Genomic DNA, 18,657 nt, shown 5'->3' on the forward strand with positions numbered 1-18,657 from the left:
GCCTACTGAATGGTAGGCATCAAAAGCAGTTGAGATTTAATGCTTAAAGCTTTAAAACTTAGAAGAAATATTTTAGACGAATACGCATGCCTAGATCTTTGTTTTCTGTGTCGTCTACTTTCGAATAGTAAGTACCTAGATAAACAGAGAAATCTTCCACATCCATCACATTAGCAAATTGATAAGAAGCATAAGTGGTGTTTACTTTCTCGCTAGTACCTTTATCAACATCACCATAGACATGACCTAGACCAAAGCCTTTAAACAGTAAGTTAGCACCGATGGTCGTATCTTCTTGTTTAGTTTTGTCGAAATCACGGAACGCATAGTTCACGTTGATAGAAAGATCGTTAGCAGAATAGTTAACTGTCGCGCCATAACCAAGGAAATCATTCGCAGCATCTTTATCATCTGCTGTCAGATTGGCTTCTAAACCAGCAGCAACACGAACTGAGTCAACGATTTGGTACGCAACAACTGGGCGTACGAACACAGCATTTTTATCCGCTGTAGTCGCATTCTTCTCAAATTTGGTAGAGAGTTCAAAGTAAAGATTATCCGCTGTCTTACTAAAACCGACTTGGCCGTTATCGCCACGGCCACGAGCCGCATTCGCTCGGTACACGTCGCCGTTACCAAAACTTGTCTCAGCGTCATTATCAACTTTAGCGTATTCAAGCATAGTATCTTGACCAACAGGGAATAGATCAAATGCTTCATAACGACCTACTCTCAATTCCCAGTTATTTGCTTGACCAAATGCAATCCACGCATCATCAAGTTCAACTTTACCCGTTGTTTTAAGTAAAGGTTGTGCTTGCGCTTTGATATAACGGTCACCACTCACACTGCGCTCACCAGCGATTTGAACCAAAAGGCGGCCATCTTGATTTAGATGTTGCTTATCAGTGGCATTTTTATCACGAAGGTTGATATCGAACTCAACATCACCGCCGATTGAGAAAACACCTTGTTCACCTTCAACACTGATACCTGCGTTTGCTTGTAGTGCGGCTGAAATTAGAATTGCGGCAAGAGAAAGTTTACCAGAGGTAGCAAAATTCATTTTTTATACTCCATCGACCTTATGGTCATCATTATCATTATGTTGGTGCTTGACACCTTGAATCTCATCCTGAGATATAGACAATAAAATTAATGAGTTAGGCTCACATTCACCGGGGGAAGTAGCACGCTACTTTGGTAATCATGAATAACTCAATCTCTTTATTGCTCAGCAACCACTGCTTATGTATTCGCTTAACGTTGCTGACGGGGATGGAGTTTACATTCACTGAATCAATGTAAAAATAGATCAATGTCACATTGGGGATCGTTCCCATGAATGGGTTATTGATAAGTTTATATAAATCACGCTTTTGCAAATAATTCACACCAAGAATTAAATGTTGGCATGAAAATTATGTGAAGTAGGCCGAAATTTTACTTAACAAAATAATAACAACTCAAGATAAAAGTTGCTTTATCAAATTATTAACATTCTAGAATTGAGGATGGAGAGTAAAAACGAAGCAATATTTGACCATAAATTGAAGCATTACGGTTTAATGGTGATGGCTTTACTTAAAATATTTTAATTTCACGTCCGAAACCGTCAACGAATATAGTGAACGTAGGGGGGGATTTACCCAATTTCTGCTAGGGCTTTAATTTGGAGCGACACACGAGGTTCGAACTCGTGACCTCAACCTTGGCAAGGTTGCGCTCTACCAACTGAGCTAGTGTCGCATACTGCATAAGCAGTAAAAAGATGGTGCCCCGGGCCGGACTTGAACCGGCACGACTCGAAAGTCGAGGGATTTTAAATCCCTTGTGTCTACCAATTTCACCACCAGGGCACGCAATTCTGCATTGCGATGCTGTTTACAAAATTTAGTAACACCATCTTTAGATACTGAACGTTAAGTTCAACACCTCAAAATTTGGAGCGACACACGAGGTTCGAACTCGTGACCTCAACCTTGGCAAGGTTGCGCTCTACCAACTGAGCTAGTGTCGCAATGGAGGCGCGTCCCGGAGTCGAACCGAGGTCCACGGATTTGCAATCCGCTGCATAGCCCCTCTGCCAACGCGCCCCTGTAACATCAAGGGGGTTGTTTCTTCCGTTCCTCTTAAGTACGGGATGCATTCTACGCATTCGATTCGATGAGTCAATATTATTTTTTTAGTTTTTAAACCGTTTGGCTATTTTGCATTCAAAAAGGACAGATTTGGTTAATTTGATAGCAAAATTAACCACCTTTTACACGAGATAACTGTGATTTAACTGAAGCAATAATGCATGTTGTGAAAGGGATTGTAGAAATTGGAGGAACAAAAAAACGGGCCTAAGCCCGTTTCTTAATGATGCTCTGCATTGAGGAGGTCGTCTTTAGCTGCCGCCAAGTATTGAACCATTGACCAATAGGTCAAAATGGTGGCGATGTATAACGCTGCATAGCCGACCCACACCATCCAATCATCATGACGCCAAATCAGTACCCACAATGCAAACATTTGGGTGAGCGTCTTAACCTTCCCAACCCATGAAACGGCCACACTGGCTCGTTTACCAATTTCCGCCATCCATTCTCGCAACGCAGAAATGATGATTTCACGGGCAATCATTGTCACGGCTGGAATCGTTATCCAGATACTGTGGTAATGGTCAGTGATCAAGATAAGAGCCGTCGCAACGAGCACTTTATCCGCTACTGGGTCGATAAAAGCACCAAAGCGAGAGGTTTGCCCAAGTTTTCGCGCAAGCATACCATCTAACCAATCGGTAAAACCCGCTACCCAAAACACCATTGCCGCAGCAAAAGGGCCCCAGCCGTAAGGCAGATAGAAAACAACGACAAATACTGGGATAAGGAAAAGTCGTAATAAAGACAAAATATTAGGAATATTCAAACGCATATTTATAGGCTCTTATCGATTGCGCGGTTATGTTGCGTTATTTTTCTTATTGTTTCAATGCTTGGTAAATGTTTTCAGCTAAAGAATGGCTAATACCGGGCACTTTGGCGATTTCTTCAACAGTGGCTCTTTTTAGCTCTTGCAGCCCTCCCATATATTTCAGCAGTGCTTGCCGGCGTTTAGGCCCAACCCCTTCTATGCCTTCCAATGTACTGGTACGCCGTGTTTTACCTCGTTTGGCTCTATGCCCAGCAATGGCGTGATTATGACTTTCATCGCGAATATGCTGAATCAAATGCAAAGCTGGCGCATCACTTGGAAGGTTAAATTCATCGCCATCGGTTGTAATCAACGTTTCCAGCCCCGGTTTGCGGGTAACACCTTTGGCGATACCAATCATCACCGGTCTTTTCGGCCAATCTTGCCAATGGCTAGAGATGATCTGCAAAGCTCGATTCAATTGCCCTTTACCACCATCAATGAAAATGACATCGGGGATTTTTTCCACATCAAGCTGCTTTGAATACCGCTTATCTAACACTTGCCCCATTGCGGCGTAATCATTCCCACCAGTAATTCCCGTGATGTTATAACGGCGGTATTCTGGTTTAACAGGCCCTTCTTGGTTAAATATCACGCATGAGGCGATCGTGCTCTCTCCCATGGTGTGCGAAATATCAAAACACTCCATACGCTCTATGCTATCCAACCCTAAAACAGATTGAAGTGCTTTAAAGCGCTGGTTGATCGTCATTCTATGGTTAATCTTAGCCGTTATTGCACTCAATGCATTGGTATTAGCCAATTTTAAATATTGGGCACGCACACCTGTTGGGCTGATGTGGAAAGAAACTTTACGTCCGACCAAGGTCTGTAAGGCTGCTTGCAGCGGCTTTTCATCCTCTAGCAGACCCGCATTTAAGATCACTCTACTTGGGATCGTACGCGCTTCATTGTGACTTAAATAATACTGCCCTAAAAAGCCATCAAACACCTCTTCTTGAGTCGTGTTAGCCGGAATTTTAGGAAAATGACTACGACTACCCAATATTTTACCTTGGCGGATCATCAAAATATGGATGCAAGCGATGCCATTTTCTTGGGCAAATCCCAATACATCCATATCATCCATCGTCTCTTCAGAAACAAACTGTTGTTCTTGGACTCTTCGAATGGCTTGGATCTGGTCTCTAAATTTAGCGGCATTTTCAAACTGCAGTGCTTGGCTGGCTTGTTCCATTTTTTGCACTAATGTTTCAAGTACTTGGTTATCTTTGCCTTGCAAAAACAATCGAACATAATTAACCAATTCAGCATACTCTTCATCCGCAATGATATGACTCACACAAGGTGCAGCGCAGCGGCCAATTTGATACATCAGGCAAGGACGAGTCCGGTTGCTATAGACGGTATCTTCACATTGTCTTACCGGAAATATTTTTTGGATGAGGTGTAACGACTCTCGAACCGCACCAGAATCAGGATATGGACCAAAATACTCACCTTTGCGCTTTTTCGCGCCACGGTGCAACGACAAACGAGGGTGCTTATGCCCACTAATAAAAATATACGGGTAAGATTTATCGTCTCGCAGCAGCACATTGTATTTAGGCAAATATTGCTTGATGTAATTGTGTTCAAGGATCAACGCTTCCGTTTCTGTGTGAGTAACGGTGACATCAATTTTATTGATATGGCTGACTAACGCGCGCGTTTTCTCACTGTCGATTGTTTTTCGAAAGTAGCTCGAAAGGCGTTTTTTGAGGTCTTTGGCTTTGCCAACATAGATGATATCAGCCTCGGCGTTATACATTCGATAAACGCCGGGCTGATGGGTAACGGTTTTAAGAAAAGCGACCGAGTCGAACAAAGAAGTCACTAAAGCGTCTCTGTGTCTAACATTCCGTGTCGAATAGCTAAATGGGTCAGTTCAACATCACCGCTGATCGCTAACTTACTAAACAGTCGATAGCGATAGCTATTTACTGTTTTGGGGCTAAGACTAAGTTGCTCGGAAATATCCGTCACTTTTTGCCCTTTGGTAATCATCATCATAATCTGCAGCTCTCTTTCCGAGAGATCAGCAAATGGATTGTCAGAAGCTGGCGAGAATTGGCTTAATGCCATTTGCTGTGCGATTTCAGGCGAGATATAACGCTGCCCGCTATTCACAATGCGAATCGCGTTGACCATTTCATCTGGGCCTGCACCTTTGGTTAAATAACCCGCGGCTCCAGCTTGCATCACTTTGGTCGGAAATGGATTTTCCGTATGAACCGTTAACACGATGATTTTCACATCTGGATTAAAGCGCAGAATTTTTTTTGTTCGCTTCCAAACCGCCGATACCAGGCATGTTCATATCCATTAAAACAACGTCGACATGATTACTGCGACACCATTTTACTGCTTCTTCACCGCTGTCAGCTTCCCCTACTACGTTCATTCCACGGACGTCTTCAATAATACGTCGTATCCCTGTGCGAACCAGCTCGTGATCATCTACAAGGAAAACACTTATCAAACTTGTATCTCCACACTCATCTATTGGCTCTGCACCCACTGAATCGTGGATAGCAGCATCGCGGCCCACATTAATTAGCTCACAATTGGAAATTAACTCACAATCGGGTAATTAACTTAACATTGGTTTTTACTCACACTGAATATGTGCTCAAACCCCAAATTTGGCAAGTACTTATTTGTTCGGCTAATCATCCAATGAGAATCCATTAACAAATCAAAAGCTTAATTATATTAGCAGAGATGCCGCACGACTTTTACATGATTTTTTGACAAATTTGAACCTAAACATAAAAATGCAACCAGCCTCATAAAAATACAAAACCAAAACAAATCATAAAGTTAAAATACATACACCATACTAATTAACGGTTATTTCATCTCCATCGCCCGCTTACTCGCCTCACTGAAATTCGTTATTTAACTCATAGCTCTGATATGATGCCCTCCCCCAAGGTTACGACTATTTGGATTTATTACGCTTGGTTATTCAACACGGTTTTTTACTTACTCGCCATGCAAGAGACCTTCATGGCTCGACTCATATTGAGTTGTGGTTGAGTACGCCTCAAGGTCCAACCCAACTGATTATCCGTGGTGAAAAACCCGTGTTCTTCATAGCCCAGAAAGATGTACCACAAGCGCAAAAATTAGCGTTAGAGCGGCAGCTCTCTATCGAATTAAAAACATTGGATTTGGAAGATTTTGAACATACCCTCCTAGCGGGTTGTTATTGCCAAACGATTCAAACGCATGCTGAGTTTTCGGCACTACTAAAGCAACATCATATTCTGACGTTAGAAGATGATATTAAGCTTGCCGACCGCTTTCTTATGGAGCGCTTCCTTAAAGGCAGCATTGAATTTACTGGGCGGCTTACCCAGGCGTTTTCCCACTCAAAAATAGAACAGGCGAAATGTCGACCGGGCAACTATCTTCCTCATCTGAAAGTGGTTTCGCTGGATTTAGAGTGTTCTGAAAAAGGCATTCTCTACTCGATTGGTTTTGATAGCCCAATGGACAGCCGCGTAATCATGATTGGTGAGCCCGAGCCTTGCGATACCCCAATTCAGTGGGTGAAAGACGAATACGCATTGCTCAACGCTCTCATCGATTGGTTCACTGAGTTCGACCCTGATGTAATAATTGGCTGGAGCGTGATTGATTTTGATTTTCGCTTACTCCATAAAAGAGCCGAGTGGCATAAGTTAAAACTTGCGATTGGTCGCGGCAAACAGCACAGTTTTTTTCGTAGTTCAAACCAGAGTCAGCAAGGGTTTATTACCATTCCCGGGCGAGTCGTGTTGGATGGAATTGATACATTAAAAACAGCCACTTACCAATTTCGTTCTTGGTCATTGGAATCAGTATCAAGGGAGCTCTTAGGCGAAGGAAAAGCGATTCATAACGCCCATGATCGGATGAATGAAATCAACCGTATGTTTCAAAAAGACAAACCATCACTAGCGAAATACAACCTGCAAGATTGTGTGTTAGTGAATAAAATCTTTGAACATACCCATTTGCTGGATTTCGCCATTGAACGTTCCCGTCTCACGGGTGTGGAGCTAGATCGCGTCGGCGGTTCTGTCGCCGCCTTTACCAATCTCTATTTACCTCAATTGCATCGCGCGGGTTACATCGCACCTAACTTACACTCCGAAAATTGGGTCGCAAGCCCAGGAGGCTATGTGATGGACTCCATCCCTAACCTCTACGACTCTGTGTTACTTCTTGATTTTAAAAGCTTATATCCCTCGATCATTCGTTCATTTTTAATTGACCCACTTGGCTTGATTGAAGGGCTAAAAATTCCGATTGGCAAAGAGGATAATCAAGCGGTAACGGGATTTCGTGGCGGTCAATTTCACCGCACCAAACATTTTCTTCCAGAGATGATCGAGAAATTGTGGGCTGCGCGTGATGTGGCGAAAAAGAACAATAACAAAGCCTTTTCACAAGCGATAAAAATCATCATGAACTCTTTCTACGGTGTACTTGGATCGTCAGGTTGTCGTTTTTTTGATACTCGTTTGGCGTCCAGCATTACCATGCGCGGACACGAGATCATGAAGCAAACTAAAAAGTTAATTGAGGCGCAAGGCTATCAAGTGATTTATGGTGATACCGACTCAACCTTTGTCTCTTTAGGTGGTCAATATTCACAGCAGCAAGCGGATCGCGTAGGAATACAACTGGTTGAACACATCAATCAATGGTGGACGACCCACTTGCGTGAAGAGTACCAATTGGAATCGATGCTGGAATTGGAATACGAAACCCACTACCGAAAGTTTCTGATGCCCACCATCCGAGGTTCAGAAACAGGGTCAAAAAAACGCTATGCGGGATTGATCGGTGAAGGCGAAAACGAGCGGCTAATTTTTAAAGGGCTTGAGAGTGCAAGAACGGACTGGACTCCGCTCGCACAACGCTTTCAGCACCAACTTTATTCGATGATTTTTAATGGTGAAGACCCTGCGGCGTTTATTCGTGAAATCGTTGAGCAAACTCAAACAGGTCAACTCGACCATGAGCTCGTGTACCAAAAACGGTTGCGTCGCAAACTGCATGAATACCAAAAAAACGTACCGCCACAAGTAAGAGCTGCGCGACTTGCTGATACGATAAACCAGCAGTTAGGCCTACCATTACAATATCAAAATCGAGGTCGTATCGAATATCTCATCACACTGAATGGCCCTGAGCCTAAAGAGTATTTAAAAAGTCCTATCGATTATCAGCACTATATCGATAAACAATTGCAGCCAGTCGCAGAAGCCATTTTGCCTTTTGTTGGCTTGAATTTCGAACAGCTCAGCCAACCACAACTTGGGCTATTTTAAGAAGTACGACGATCTAGCCAGCGGTTAACCAATCCGAAACTCTGTTTTTTGGTACTGCTTTGCCAGCCATTGACCATAACTGTCTAGAATCCCAATCACTGAACGTTTGGCGATCACTCGTCCAGAGAGCAAAATACCCAATCTCTCAATGTCGATTTTTTTCTCCGGGTGATAACGTAAAAACTGCTGCCCGCATTCGATAGGATCATCAAACCAATTTTTGTCACGATACATAATCAAAGCATAGCTGGCGCGCAGTAATTTCTTGGCAATGGCTACTTGCGCCTTGCTCTGTTCGCTTTCAGAACTGGTTTTTGCAATTTTATCACGGTAAAAAAAGACCCAATCTGCGATGTCCATATTCCAGTGTTTAGCTATTTCCCAACTGGGTTCGAAATCGCCAAAGCATTGCGCCAGATCATCACCCAAGATGCAAACGCTGCAATGGCGCAACATAAATCCCCACGTAAAAATGCTCTCTAAAGTAGCTACTTCGCTCACGAGTGCAGTTTTGATCGAGACTTCGGTGATATGTGGGAAACTTTTCTGAAATCGCCATTTTATCGTATTCAGCAGAGTTGCTCGTTGCTCGGAGAAATCACGGTGCGTCACCAACACTACATCCAAATTGGAGCGCCCATAACGCGCAGTTCTGCGCGCCACACTGCCATAAAGGTAAAGACTATGTAGATTGTCACCTAACCCGGCACGCAGAAACTTGATGAGATCATCGATAGCCGCTTGATATTCAGCCTGAAAGGGTTGTTTTGGGTCAATAACCGATAAATACATAGCAAAAAGCGTTAGTTAATTTAAGAAAAAGTACACGCGGTCATGTTCTACTATGCAAAGCAATCAATCAAGATATTCCTTTTCGAAAACGGCAAGGTATAATGCGCCGAAACTAAGTATGAAGGAAAAATTCCATGCCAAAGGCGAATGAATTAAAAAAAGGGTTTGCTATTATTTCTGATGGCAAGACGCTATTGATCAAAGATATCGAAGTGACCACTCCTGGTGGCCGCGGTGGTTCTAAAATCTACAAACTACGTTGTACTGATTTGAACACTGGCGCTCGCGTTGATGAGCGTTTAAAAGCCGATGACTTTGTCGACACCGTTGACATGAACCGCCGTGCGGTTTCGTTTTCTTATGTTGATGGCGATGAGTACATCTTCATGGATAACGAAGATTACACTCAATTTACGTTTAAACAGGCGGATATCGAAGATGAGCTGCTGTTCATCACTGAAGAAATCCAAGGTATGTATGTGGTTGTCGTTGACGGTGTTGCGGTAGCACTAGATGTCCCTTCATCTGTTGAGCTTGTGATTGAAGAGACAGACCCTTCCATCAAAGGTGCTTCAGCTTCTGCGCGTTCAAAACCAGCACGTTTAAGCACTGGCCTTGTCGTGCAAGTTCCTGAATATGTGGCAACTGGTGACCGTATTATCGTCAACACCGCTGAACGCAAATACATGAGCCGAGCATAATAATGTCTGATTTGATTTCTTACGACGATGCCATTGATGCGGCTTACGACATCTTTCTTGAAATGGCACCCGATAATCTAGAACCTGTTGATGTGATCCTGTTTACGGCACAATTTGAAGACCGTGGCGCGGCTGAACTGCTTGACGTTGGTGATGATTGGGTTCAACACGTGGGTTTTGACGTCGATAAGGAAGCTTACGCGGAAGTATTGATCGGTCTTGTCAACGAAGAGGACGACGTACTAGACGATGTGTTTGCAAGAATGCTCGTTAGCCGCGACCCAGACCAAAAGTTCTGCCACATTCTGTGGAAGCGTGACTAACCTCATTACTGTTGCTGCGTTTTATAATGAAATCGTCGTGACACTGTCTTGAGGCAAACAGCAATAACGCCAATCGTGATTGATTGGCGTTATTATTTTTAAGCGTGATCTTTTTCCAGAGCTTTTTCTTCAACCAGTTGATAGTGAATTACATACAACTGTTCAATATTGGGATAAATGTCTTGAATCACCTCTTTCAGTGTCGTGAGTGACATATTTTCTTGCTCTGCATGGTAGTGGCTTAATTCGCTAAATAGGATCGGTTCAACCTTATTGATTAACAAGCGGCAGAACTTTCGTCCCTCTTCCAACGTACTCACCTCAACAATAGAGCCAACTTGGTAGTGCTTTTCGCTCTCATCACGAATGGTGATCACTTTCTTTTTCGCCAAAATATCCGCTTCAAAACGAGCGAAAAAAGTCATTTCTGTTGGAGCTGTCATCGCATTTTCTCTTTATTATTTAAACCACAAGTTACTATTTACAACACAGGTTATTATTTACAACACAGGTTACTATTGACAACACAAGTTACGGCGCCATCTTACCGTGACACTGACCCTTTGTCGTCGATAGCGGCTTCACCAATTCACCGTTTTGGCCGATGATGATCGCAAAGCCTTATCTAAATATTGCATTTCCCAGCGACTTCGTTAATTATTTGTATATTCAAATAAAACTCATCATGCCCATGTCAAGCTCACCACTTTATAGACAAATAAAACAATTTATTTTAGATAACATTGACTCCGGACACTGGCCTGTCGGCCAACGCATAAGCACCGAGCTAGAACTGACCGAGCAATTTAATGTGAGTCGGATGACGGTGAATAAAGCGATACGGGATCTGGTAGCTGATGGAAAACTGCAGCGCCGACCAAGGCTAGGTACTTTTGTTTGCGCTGTAGAAGACAAAGCGGAATCACCGCTACTTGATATTCGTAATATTGCTGACGAGGTCGCTAGCCGAGGAAAGCAATATCGCAGTAAAGTCTTAAAGCAACTTGCGTTAGCAGCAGATGAAAGTGTCGCTATCAAACTCGGCGTCATGCTAGGATCTTCTGTTTTTTATAGTGAAATCATTCACTTTGCTAATGACACTCCGATACAACTGGAAGTGCGTTGGGTCAATAGCCGCTACGCGCCCCACTATCTTGAACAAAACTTCGCCTTCATGACGCCCAATCAATATCTTTCACAAAACTGCCCATTGAGTGCAATTGAGCACACTGTTGAAGCCATTATTGCCGATCATCACATCAAACAATTGTTGCAGTTGGCCATCAATGAACCCTGTTTACTACTCAATCGCCGTACTTGGAGTGGCGATAAGTTAGTCAGCTCTGCACTGCTTTATCACCCGGGCTCGAAATACAAATTAACCTCTAAAGTGATGCTCGATTAACGCTACACATTTCAACATTCGATCACAGTTCTGCAACATTCACCTTGCGCAACCTGCTTTTTTGTCTTATTTATTTGTATATACATTTAAATCAGTGAAGTAATAAGCCATAACGGTGACAATAAAGATGGATCTAATACTGATCAACGCGCGTATCGTCAGCATGGAACAAGGAGATCTTGGCTATCAGCCTAGCTCTCCTAAAACTGTGGTGATAAAAGCGGGCAAAATTGACGCCTGCCTTGATAGCCACATTCCCATCGCCGCCGCGCCAGAACACAAAGTCATAGATTGCCAAGGCAAGCTTATCACTCCGGGGTTGATAGATTGCCATACTCACCTTATCTATGCCGGTAACCGCGCCAATGAGTTTGAAATGCGCTTGCAAGGCGTCCCCTACCCAGCAATCACCAAGCAAGGCGGCGGTATTTTATCAACCGTCCACGCCACCCGCACCGCATCCATTGACCAATTGGTTGAGTTGGCACTACCAAGGTTAGAGGGGTTGCTGCGTTCCGGTGTCACATCCGTTGAGATCAAATCGGGCTACGGTTTAACGCTCCATGATGAGATAAAAATGCTCAAAGCGGCTAAGCACCTTGAGGATCATCGCCGCATTAAAGTCGTCACAACACTGCTCGCCGCTCACGCCATTCCACCAGAATATCAACACCGATCAGACGATTATGTTGAGCATATTTGTCAGGAAATCATCCCTCTGGTGGCCGAACAAAAACTCGCTTCGAGCGTCGATGTGTTTTGTGAATCGATTGGTTTTACGCTGGCACAAACAGAAAAAGTGTTCCAAGCCGCAATTGCGCATGGGCTGCAAGTGAAAGGTCATACCGAGCAATTATCAAACCTAGGGGGAAGCGCTTTAACCGCCCATTACCAAGGTTTGTCTGCCGATCATATCGAATATTTAGATGAGCAAGGTGTGTTTGCACTCGCCCGTTCCAATACCGTGGCAACCTTACTGCCCGGTGCTTTTTATTTCTTACGTGAAACCCAACGCCCACCGATTGATTTACTGCGTCAGCATCATATTCCAATGGCCATCGCAAGTGATTTCAACCCCGGTACATCGCCGTTTGCTGACCTCACTCTTATGATGAATATGGCGTGCACACTGTTTGGCTTAACCCCCCAAGAAGCCTTACGAGGTGTGACTCAACATGCTGCGCAAGCGTTAGGTTTTGCTGATTCTCGCGGCAAAATTGCCACTGGCTATGATGCCGATCTCGCCATTTGGAATATTAGCCACCCAGCCGATTTAAGTTATCAAGTGGGCGTACCGCGTTTGCATGCACGCGTAGTTGACGGAGCATTTACCTATGAATAACCCTATTTTTAGCAACACTCAGCACAGCTTCGAGTGGCAAGGCCGTGACGATGCCGAAGATGGCGAGTTAGGTACACGCGTTCACCATCAAACTCAACGTTGCACCGTCAATACGCTTCCCATTCAACCAAGCCAAGATGAGAAAGCCATTGCCATTATCGGTTTTGAATGCGATGCAGGGGTGGCACGCAACAAAGGGCGCATTGGCGCAAAACAGGCTCCCGATGCCATTCGCCAAGCGCTGGCCAACATGGCTTGGCATAAGCACTCTCGCTTTTTTGATCTGGGCAATATTCGTTGTATTGATGATGAGCTTGAGCTGGCTCAGCAACAGTGCGCTGATGTGATTGCCCATACGCTTAAACAAACGCCCGTTATCGTACTGGGTGGCGGTCATGAAGTCGCTTGGGCCACATTTCAAGGCGCAGAGCAATATCTGAGTCAACAAACTATCAGCCAACCACGGATTGGGATCATCAATTTTGACGCACATTTTGATTTACGTGCTTTTGAGTCAGAGATCGCTTCGGTGCGACCTAGCTCGGGCACGCCCTTTAATCAAATTCATCAATGGTGCGAGCAAAATCAATGGCCATTTCATTACGCTTGCTTAGGTGTGAGCCGAGCAAGTAATACGGCGGCACTGTTTCAACGAGCCGATGAACTGGGCGTTTGGTATATGCAAGATAATCAGTTTTCAGCACTGAGCCCGATTGATCATCTGCGTGAACTGCAGCACTTCATTGACCAGTGTGACTATCTCTATTTGACAATTGACTTAGATGTCTTTCCAGCTGCAACGGCGCCGGGAGTCAGCGCCCCAGCAGCACGTGGCGTCAGTTATGAAGCGCTCGCCCCTTATTTTGACAAAATTTTCTACCACAAAAACAAACTGTTAATTGCCGACATTGCCGAATACAACCCGCAATTTGACCAAGACAATCAAACCGCTCGTCTTGCGGCAAGGTTGTGTTGGGATATCGCCAATGCCATGACCGACGATTAATCGCTACACCTCACTTAACCCGATACTGGCACCATAACAACAATAGCGCCACATTGTGAAATACAAGGAGTCTCAACATGACGCAACCCCATACTCAAGAGCAACGTCTTGATACCACGCGCACCATTCGCGCCCCTCACGGCACAACACTTCGAGCCAAATCGTGGTTAACCGAAGCGCCACTGCGCATGCTCATGAACAACCTTGACCCAGACGTTGCAGAGCACCCACATGCACTTGTGGTGTATGGTGGCATTGGCCGCGCGGCGCGAAATTGGCCGTGCTTTGATAAAATTGTTGAAGTGCTTGAACGCCTTGAAGAGGATCAAACGCTCTTGGTTCAATCAGGCAAACCTGTCGGCGTTTTCCCGACGCACAAAAATGCACCACGTGTGCTGATTGCCAACTCAAACCTTGTGCCGCACTGGGCCAACTGGGAGCACTTTAATGAGCTCGATAAGCAGGGGTTGATGATGTACGGTCAAATGACGGCGGGCTCATGGATCTACATCGGCTCACAAGGCATTGTACAAGGTACTTACGAAACCTTCGTCGCCATCGCTAGACAGCATTTTGCAGGTAACGCAAAAGGCCGCTGGGTGTTGACTGGTGGCTTGGGTGGCATGGGCGGCGCTCAGCCATTAGCGGCAACCATGGCTGGGTTTTCCATGATTGCGGTCGAGTGTGATGAATCGCGCATCGACTACCGTTTACGCACTGGTTATGTCGATAAAAAAGCCACCAGCTTAGATCAAGCCTTAGCGATGATCGATAGCTCGGAGACACCGATTTCTGTCGGTTTGTTAGGTAATGCCGCTGATATTTTTCCACAGCTAGTTGAGCGTAATATCACCCCCGATGTGGTGACAGACCAAACCTCGGCCCATGACCCACTCAATGGTTATTTACCCTTAAATTGGAGTATGGAACACGCCGCTCAAATGCGCACTCAAGATGAAAGCCAGGTGGTCAAGGCGGCCAAAGCATCGATGGCCGTCCAAGTTCAAGCGATGTTAACGCTGCAAAAACGCGGCGCTGCCACACTCGACTACGGCAACAACATCCGCCAAATGGCTCTCGAAGAAGGAGTGGCAAACGCTTTTGACTTCCCAGGATTCGTGCCAGCCTACATTCGCCCGCTATTTTGTGAGGGGATTGGACCTTTTCGCTGGGTCGCCCTGTCTGGCGATCCCGAAGACATTTATAAAACCGACCAAAAAGTGAAAGAGTTAATCCCTGATAACCCCCATCTACATAACTGGCTAGACATGGCGCGCGAACGCATTCAATTCCAAGGCCTACCAGCTCGCATCTGCTGGGTGGGTTTGAAAGATCGCGAACGTTTAGGCCAAGCCTTTAACGCGATGGTGAAAAGTGGCGAGTTAAAAGCGCCAGTCGTGATTGGTCGCGACCATTTAGATTCCGGCTCGGTAGCAAGCCCAAACCGTGAAACTGAAGGTATGCTAGATGGCTCAGACGCTGTTTCCGATTGGCCGCTGCTCAACGCACTGCTCAATACCGCCGGTGGCGCAACTTGGGTGTCACTTCACCACGGCGGTGGCGTAGGTATGGGCTTTTCTCAGCACTCTGGCATGGTGATCTGCTGCGATGGTTCAGATGACGCAGCACAACGTATTGCACGTGTTTTACATAACGACCCAGCCACGGGTGTCATGCGCCATGCTGATGCAGGTTATGACATTGCGAAACGCTGCGCTAAAGAACAAAAGCTCGACCTGCCAATGCTCAACCATGAACTCGCGCAACTGAAGTAAGGACAAAAAACATGTTAAATCTTGTTATTAAACCGGGCCAATTGAGCTTAAAAGCACTGCGTCAAGTCAGCCGAAAGCCGGTCACCGTATCACTCGACTCCAGCGCGATAGCAGGTATTGAAGCAAGTAAACAAGTCGTTGAGCAGGTGATTGCCGAAAATCGTACTGTTTATGGTATCAACACGGGGTTTGGCCTACTTGCCAATACCAAAATTGCCCCTGAAGATTTAGAAACCTTGCAGCGCAGCATCGTGCTTTCACACGCTGCGGGCATTGGTAAATTCATGGCGGATGAAACCGTTCGCTTGATGATGGTACTCAAAATTAATAGCCTTTCCCGTGGGTATTCTGGTATTCGACTTGAGGTGATCAACGCCTTGATGGCGTTAGTTAATCACCAAGTCTACCCCTGTGTTCCGCAAAAGGGATCGGTTGGCGCATCGGGTGATTTAGCGCCTTTAGCACACATGAGTACGGTACTGCTCGGCGAAGGGCAAGCTCGCCACAACGGCGAAATCATCTCTGGGCTGGACGCGTTGAAAATCGCAGGGCTAACTCCTATTACTTTAGCGCCAAAAGAGGGGCTCGCGCTGCTCAATGGCACACAAGCTTCTACCGCATTTGCACTAGAGGGGTTATTTGCCGCAGAAGACTTATTTGCCTCCGCCATTGTGTGTGGTTCGATGTCGGTCGAAGCGGCGCTGGGCAGTCGCCGCCCGTTTGATCCGCGCATTCATCGCGTTCGCGGCCATCGCGCGCAAATGGATGCCGCCAGCGCTTATCGCCACGTACTTGACAGCCGCAGCGAGATTGGTGAATCCCACACCGCATGTGAAAAAGTACAAGATCCGTATTCACTGCGTTGCCAACCACAAGTGATGGGCGCGTGCTTACAGCAAATTCGCAATTCGGCTGAAACGCTAGAAGTGGAAGCCAATGCCGTTTCCGACAACCCTCTGGTGTTTGCAGACGATGGCGACATCATCTCTGGCGGTAATTTCCATGCAGAGCCCGTCGCGATGGCTGCGGATAACTTGGCGCTAGCAATTGCCGAAATCGGCAGTTTGTCAGAACGACGCATGGCACTTTTGATTGACAGCGCGCTCAGCAAGCTTCCGCCATTTTTAGTGGACAACGGTGGCGTTAACTCTGGCTTTATGATTGCGCAAGTGACGGCGGCAGCGCTAGCCAGTGAAAATAAAACGCTCGCCCACCCGGCTTCGGTTGACAGCTTACCCACTTCAGCCAACCAAGAAGATCACGTGTCGATGGCAACGTTTGCTGGTCGTCGTCTGCGTGATATGAGCGAAAACACGCGTGGTATTTTAGCGGTCGAGTATCTTTCTGCCGCGCAGGGGCTCGATTTCAGAGCGCCCAATAAATCCTCCGCATTGGTCGAACAAGCGAAACAAATCCTGCGTAAAAAAGTTTCGTTTTACGATAAGGATCGCTACTTCTCGCCAGACATTGAACAAGCCAATACCTTGCTAGAACTGGCGGTACATAACTCTCTCATGCCGGAAAATCTTCTCCCTAGCTTATAATATTACGCTATTGAGCCTCGCTCTCTGTGAGGCTCTTTTTACTGATTGGACCATTCATCGAGTGGAGTTGACTTATAATCGCGTCAGTTTTGGCTATACAGCGTACATTATGTCTCTTACATCTTATTTCTCTCATCAAGATCAAAAATTCCAGTTCACTCGCCAACAAGCGAGTCACTTTGCTAAAAAAGTGGCGGGAGATTTCAACCCAATCCACGACGAAGACAGCAAGCGTTTCTGTGTTCCGGGCGATTTGCTCTTTGCAGTATTGCTGCAAAAAGAAGGCATTAGCCAAAAGATGCGTTTTGATTTTTCAGGCATGGTCAGCGATGGCATTGCACTGCACATTGAAAATAAGTGTATGAAAGAGAGCGCTCTTGTCGATACTGCCGGCAAAGAGTATCTACACATGAGCCGTGAAGGCCAAGTAAGCCACAACACTGCATTTATCGAACACGTTGTGACGAACTATGTGCAGTTTTCTGGTATGAACTTCCCGCACATCATGGTGCCATTGATGGAAGAAGCGCAAATGATGATTAACTGCCAGCGCCCATTAGTCATCTATGAAAGCATGGAAGTGGAATTTGAACGTTTAGACCTCACTTCACCTGAAGTTGAGTTTTCTGGTGCGACGTTTGATGTTGACGGTAAACGTGGCATTGTCACGCTTAACTTTGCCTTTAAAGAAAACGGTCAAATCGTAGGGAAAGGGGTGAAGCGCATGGTAGCCAGTGGCCTGAAACCTTATGACCAAGAAGCAGTAGATGACTTGGTTAATCGCTTCAATGAACGTAAAGAGATGTTTTTAGCTCAAGTTTCAAAAGCAGCCTAACCGTATTATTTTCACTATGGCTTGAGCTCTTTTGCCCATTATCTAGAACCATGTTTGTTGTCTAGAACCATGTTCGTTGTGTAGATTTCGCCCCGCTATTCTTGCGGGGCTTTTGATTTCGAATGTCTTACGATATTCAACTATATCCAGCGCCTAACACGCTGCTTGTAATCGACATACTCTTCGCCAAAACGCGCTTCCAGCACTCGCTCTTCTGGATAAATCTGAAAACGATTCATAAACCACACAAATAAAAATGCGACCACGAGGCTCAACCCATTGTTTTGCCAGTATGCCACGCCAAACAACAGCAAAAAGAGCCCCAGATACATCGGATTACGCGAATAACGGTAGATACCACTGTCGACAATGCACGATGTTGTTTCTGGTTTGGTTGGATTGACCGTGGTTTTCTTGCGGCGAAATTCGTAAATCCCGAGTAAACCAACGATGCCAGATAAAACAAAGCAAATCGCAAAGACCACTCGAGGCGCAGGTAAAGCGAGGCTTGCAAACTCAAAACTGTATGAGACACGATGCATTAACAGTAGCGCCACGATGAATATCGCCACTGGGGGTATTTTCAGTTCAAATTTTTCCATGCTGCTCCACCTGACTGTACTTCGCTCCAAACCAATATCGACAG

At 45.5% G+C, this 18,657-nt stretch carries 15 protein-coding genes, 4 tRNA genes and 1 pseudogene; 9 read left to right on the forward strand and 11 right to left on the reverse strand.

The genetic code is table 11. The features are described 5' to 3' along the window. Window positions 1-58: 58 nt before the first annotated feature. The 8 genes and pseudogenes from VOR_RS0107100 to uvrY all read right to left on the reverse strand — a co-directional run bounded on the left by VOR_RS0107100 (window position 59) and on the right by uvrY (window position 5,443). The gene (locus tag VOR_RS0107100; protein WP_010319016.1) at window positions 59-1,066 is read right to left on the reverse strand and encodes a carbohydrate porin; all 1,008 of its coding nucleotides are present in this window, start codon (window positions 1,064-1,066) and stop codon (window positions 59-61) included. Between the two features lie 607 nt (window positions 1,067-1,673). Further along, window positions 1,674-1,749, reverse strand: a tRNA-Gly gene (locus VOR_RS0107105). Window positions 1,750-1,772: 23 nt separating this feature from the next. Next, window positions 1,773-1,859 (reverse strand) — tRNA-Leu (locus VOR_RS0107110). Window positions 1,860-1,944: 85 nt separating this feature from the next. Next, window positions 1,945-2,020 (reverse strand) — tRNA-Gly (locus VOR_RS0107115). Window positions 2,021-2,022: 2 nt separating this feature from the next. After that, window positions 2,023-2,096, reverse strand: a tRNA-Cys gene (locus VOR_RS0107120). A gap of 265 nt (window positions 2,097-2,361) precedes the next feature. Then, window positions 2,362-2,919, reverse strand: a complete 558-nt coding sequence (pgsA, locus tag VOR_RS0107125; RefSeq protein WP_010319017.1) for a CDP-diacylglycerol--glycerol-3-phosphate 3-phosphatidyltransferase — start codon at window positions 2,917-2,919, stop codon at window positions 2,362-2,364. A 46-nt stretch (window positions 2,920-2,965) separates the two neighbouring features. Next, entirely contained in the window at window positions 2,966-4,798 is a 1,833-nt protein-coding gene (gene uvrC / locus VOR_RS0107130; protein WP_010319018.1) for an excinuclease ABC subunit UvrC, read from the reverse strand. Next, window positions 4,798-5,443: pseudogene (gene uvrY / locus VOR_RS17755) on the reverse strand (UvrY/SirA/GacA family response regulator transcription factor). The gene uvrC and the pseudogene uvrY overlap by 1 nt, the downstream one beginning before the upstream one ends. 481 nt (window positions 5,444-5,924) lie before the next feature. On the opposite strand from uvrY, the gene VOR_RS0107140 reads away from it, so the two are divergent. Then, window positions 5,925-8,288, forward strand: coding sequence for a DNA polymerase II (locus VOR_RS0107140; RefSeq protein WP_029626977.1), 2,364 nt, complete (start codon window positions 5,925-5,927; stop codon window positions 8,286-8,288). Window positions 8,289-8,312: 24 nt separating this feature from the next. Here VOR_RS0107140 and VOR_RS0107145 read toward each other — a convergent pair whose 3' ends face one another. After that, the gene (locus VOR_RS0107145; protein WP_010319020.1) at window positions 8,313-9,080 is read right to left on the reverse strand and encodes a nucleotidyltransferase family protein; all 768 of its coding nucleotides are present in this window, start codon (window positions 9,078-9,080) and stop codon (window positions 8,313-8,315) included. A gap of 134 nt (window positions 9,081-9,214) precedes the next feature. Between VOR_RS0107145 and yeiP the strand changes: the two genes are divergently transcribed. Further along, window positions 9,215-9,781, forward strand: a complete 567-nt coding sequence (yeiP, locus tag VOR_RS0107150; RefSeq protein WP_010319021.1) for an elongation factor P-like protein YeiP — start codon at window positions 9,215-9,217, stop codon at window positions 9,779-9,781. 2 nt (window positions 9,782-9,783) lie between these two features. Then, window positions 9,784-10,104 carry an HI1450 family dsDNA-mimic protein gene (locus tag VOR_RS0107155; RefSeq protein WP_010319022.1) on the forward strand — a complete coding sequence of 107 codons (321 nt, stop codon included), beginning with the start codon at window positions 9,784-9,786 and terminating at the stop codon, window positions 10,102-10,104. A gap of 98 nt (window positions 10,105-10,202) precedes the next feature. Here the strand turns inward: VOR_RS0107155 and yqfB are convergent, their stop codons facing one another. Continuing rightward, on the reverse strand, window positions 10,203-10,547 hold the full coding sequence (gene yqfB, locus VOR_RS0107160; RefSeq protein ID WP_010319023.1) for a N(4)-acetylcytidine aminohydrolase: 345 nt from the start codon (window positions 10,545-10,547) through the stop codon (window positions 10,203-10,205). Window positions 10,548-10,795: 248 nt separating this feature from the next. On the opposite strand from yqfB, the gene hutC reads away from it, so the two are divergent. The 6 genes from hutC to VOR_RS0107190 all read left to right on the forward strand — a co-directional run bounded on the left by hutC (window position 10,796) and on the right by VOR_RS0107190 (window position 18,011). Further along, entirely contained in the window at window positions 10,796-11,509 is a 714-nt protein-coding gene (hutC, locus tag VOR_RS0107165; RefSeq protein WP_029626979.1) for a histidine utilization transcriptional repressor HutC, read from the forward strand. Window positions 11,510-11,636: 127 nt separating this feature from the next. Beyond that, the gene (gene hutI / locus VOR_RS0107170) at window positions 11,637-12,851 is read left to right on the forward strand and encodes an imidazolonepropionase (protein WP_010319025.1); all 1,215 of its coding nucleotides are present in this window, start codon (window positions 11,637-11,639) and stop codon (window positions 12,849-12,851) included. After that, on the forward strand, window positions 12,844-13,857 hold the full coding sequence (gene hutG, locus VOR_RS0107175) for a formimidoylglutamase (RefSeq protein WP_010319026.1): 1,014 nt from the start codon (window positions 12,844-12,846) through the stop codon (window positions 13,855-13,857). Before hutI ends, hutG begins: the two co-directional genes overlap by 8 nt. 77 nt (window positions 13,858-13,934) lie before the next feature. Next, entirely contained in the window at window positions 13,935-15,632 is a 1,698-nt protein-coding gene (hutU, locus tag VOR_RS0107180) for a urocanate hydratase (RefSeq protein WP_010319027.1), read from the forward strand. Between the two features lie 11 nt (window positions 15,633-15,643). Continuing rightward, complete coding sequence (gene hutH, locus VOR_RS0107185; RefSeq protein WP_010319028.1) at window positions 15,644-17,176, forward strand: histidine ammonia-lyase; 1,533 nt, start codon at window positions 15,644-15,646, stop codon at window positions 17,174-17,176. 109 nt (window positions 17,177-17,285) lie between these two features. Further along, entirely contained in the window at window positions 17,286-18,011 is a 726-nt protein-coding gene (locus VOR_RS0107190) for a DUF3581 domain-containing protein (protein WP_010319029.1), read from the forward strand. Window positions 18,012-18,151: 140 nt separating this feature from the next. Here the strand turns inward: VOR_RS0107190 and VOR_RS0107195 are convergent, their stop codons facing one another. Continuing rightward, window positions 18,152-18,643, reverse strand: a complete 492-nt coding sequence (locus VOR_RS0107195) for a methyltransferase family protein (RefSeq protein ID WP_029626980.1) — start codon at window positions 18,641-18,643, stop codon at window positions 18,152-18,154. Window positions 18,644-18,657: the final 14 nt, after the last annotated feature.

It is taken from the genome of Vibrio ordalii ATCC 33509, assembly GCA_000257205.1.
In the GTDB taxonomy this organism is placed as follows: domain Bacteria; phylum Pseudomonadota; class Gammaproteobacteria; order Enterobacterales; family Vibrionaceae; genus Vibrio; species Vibrio ordalii.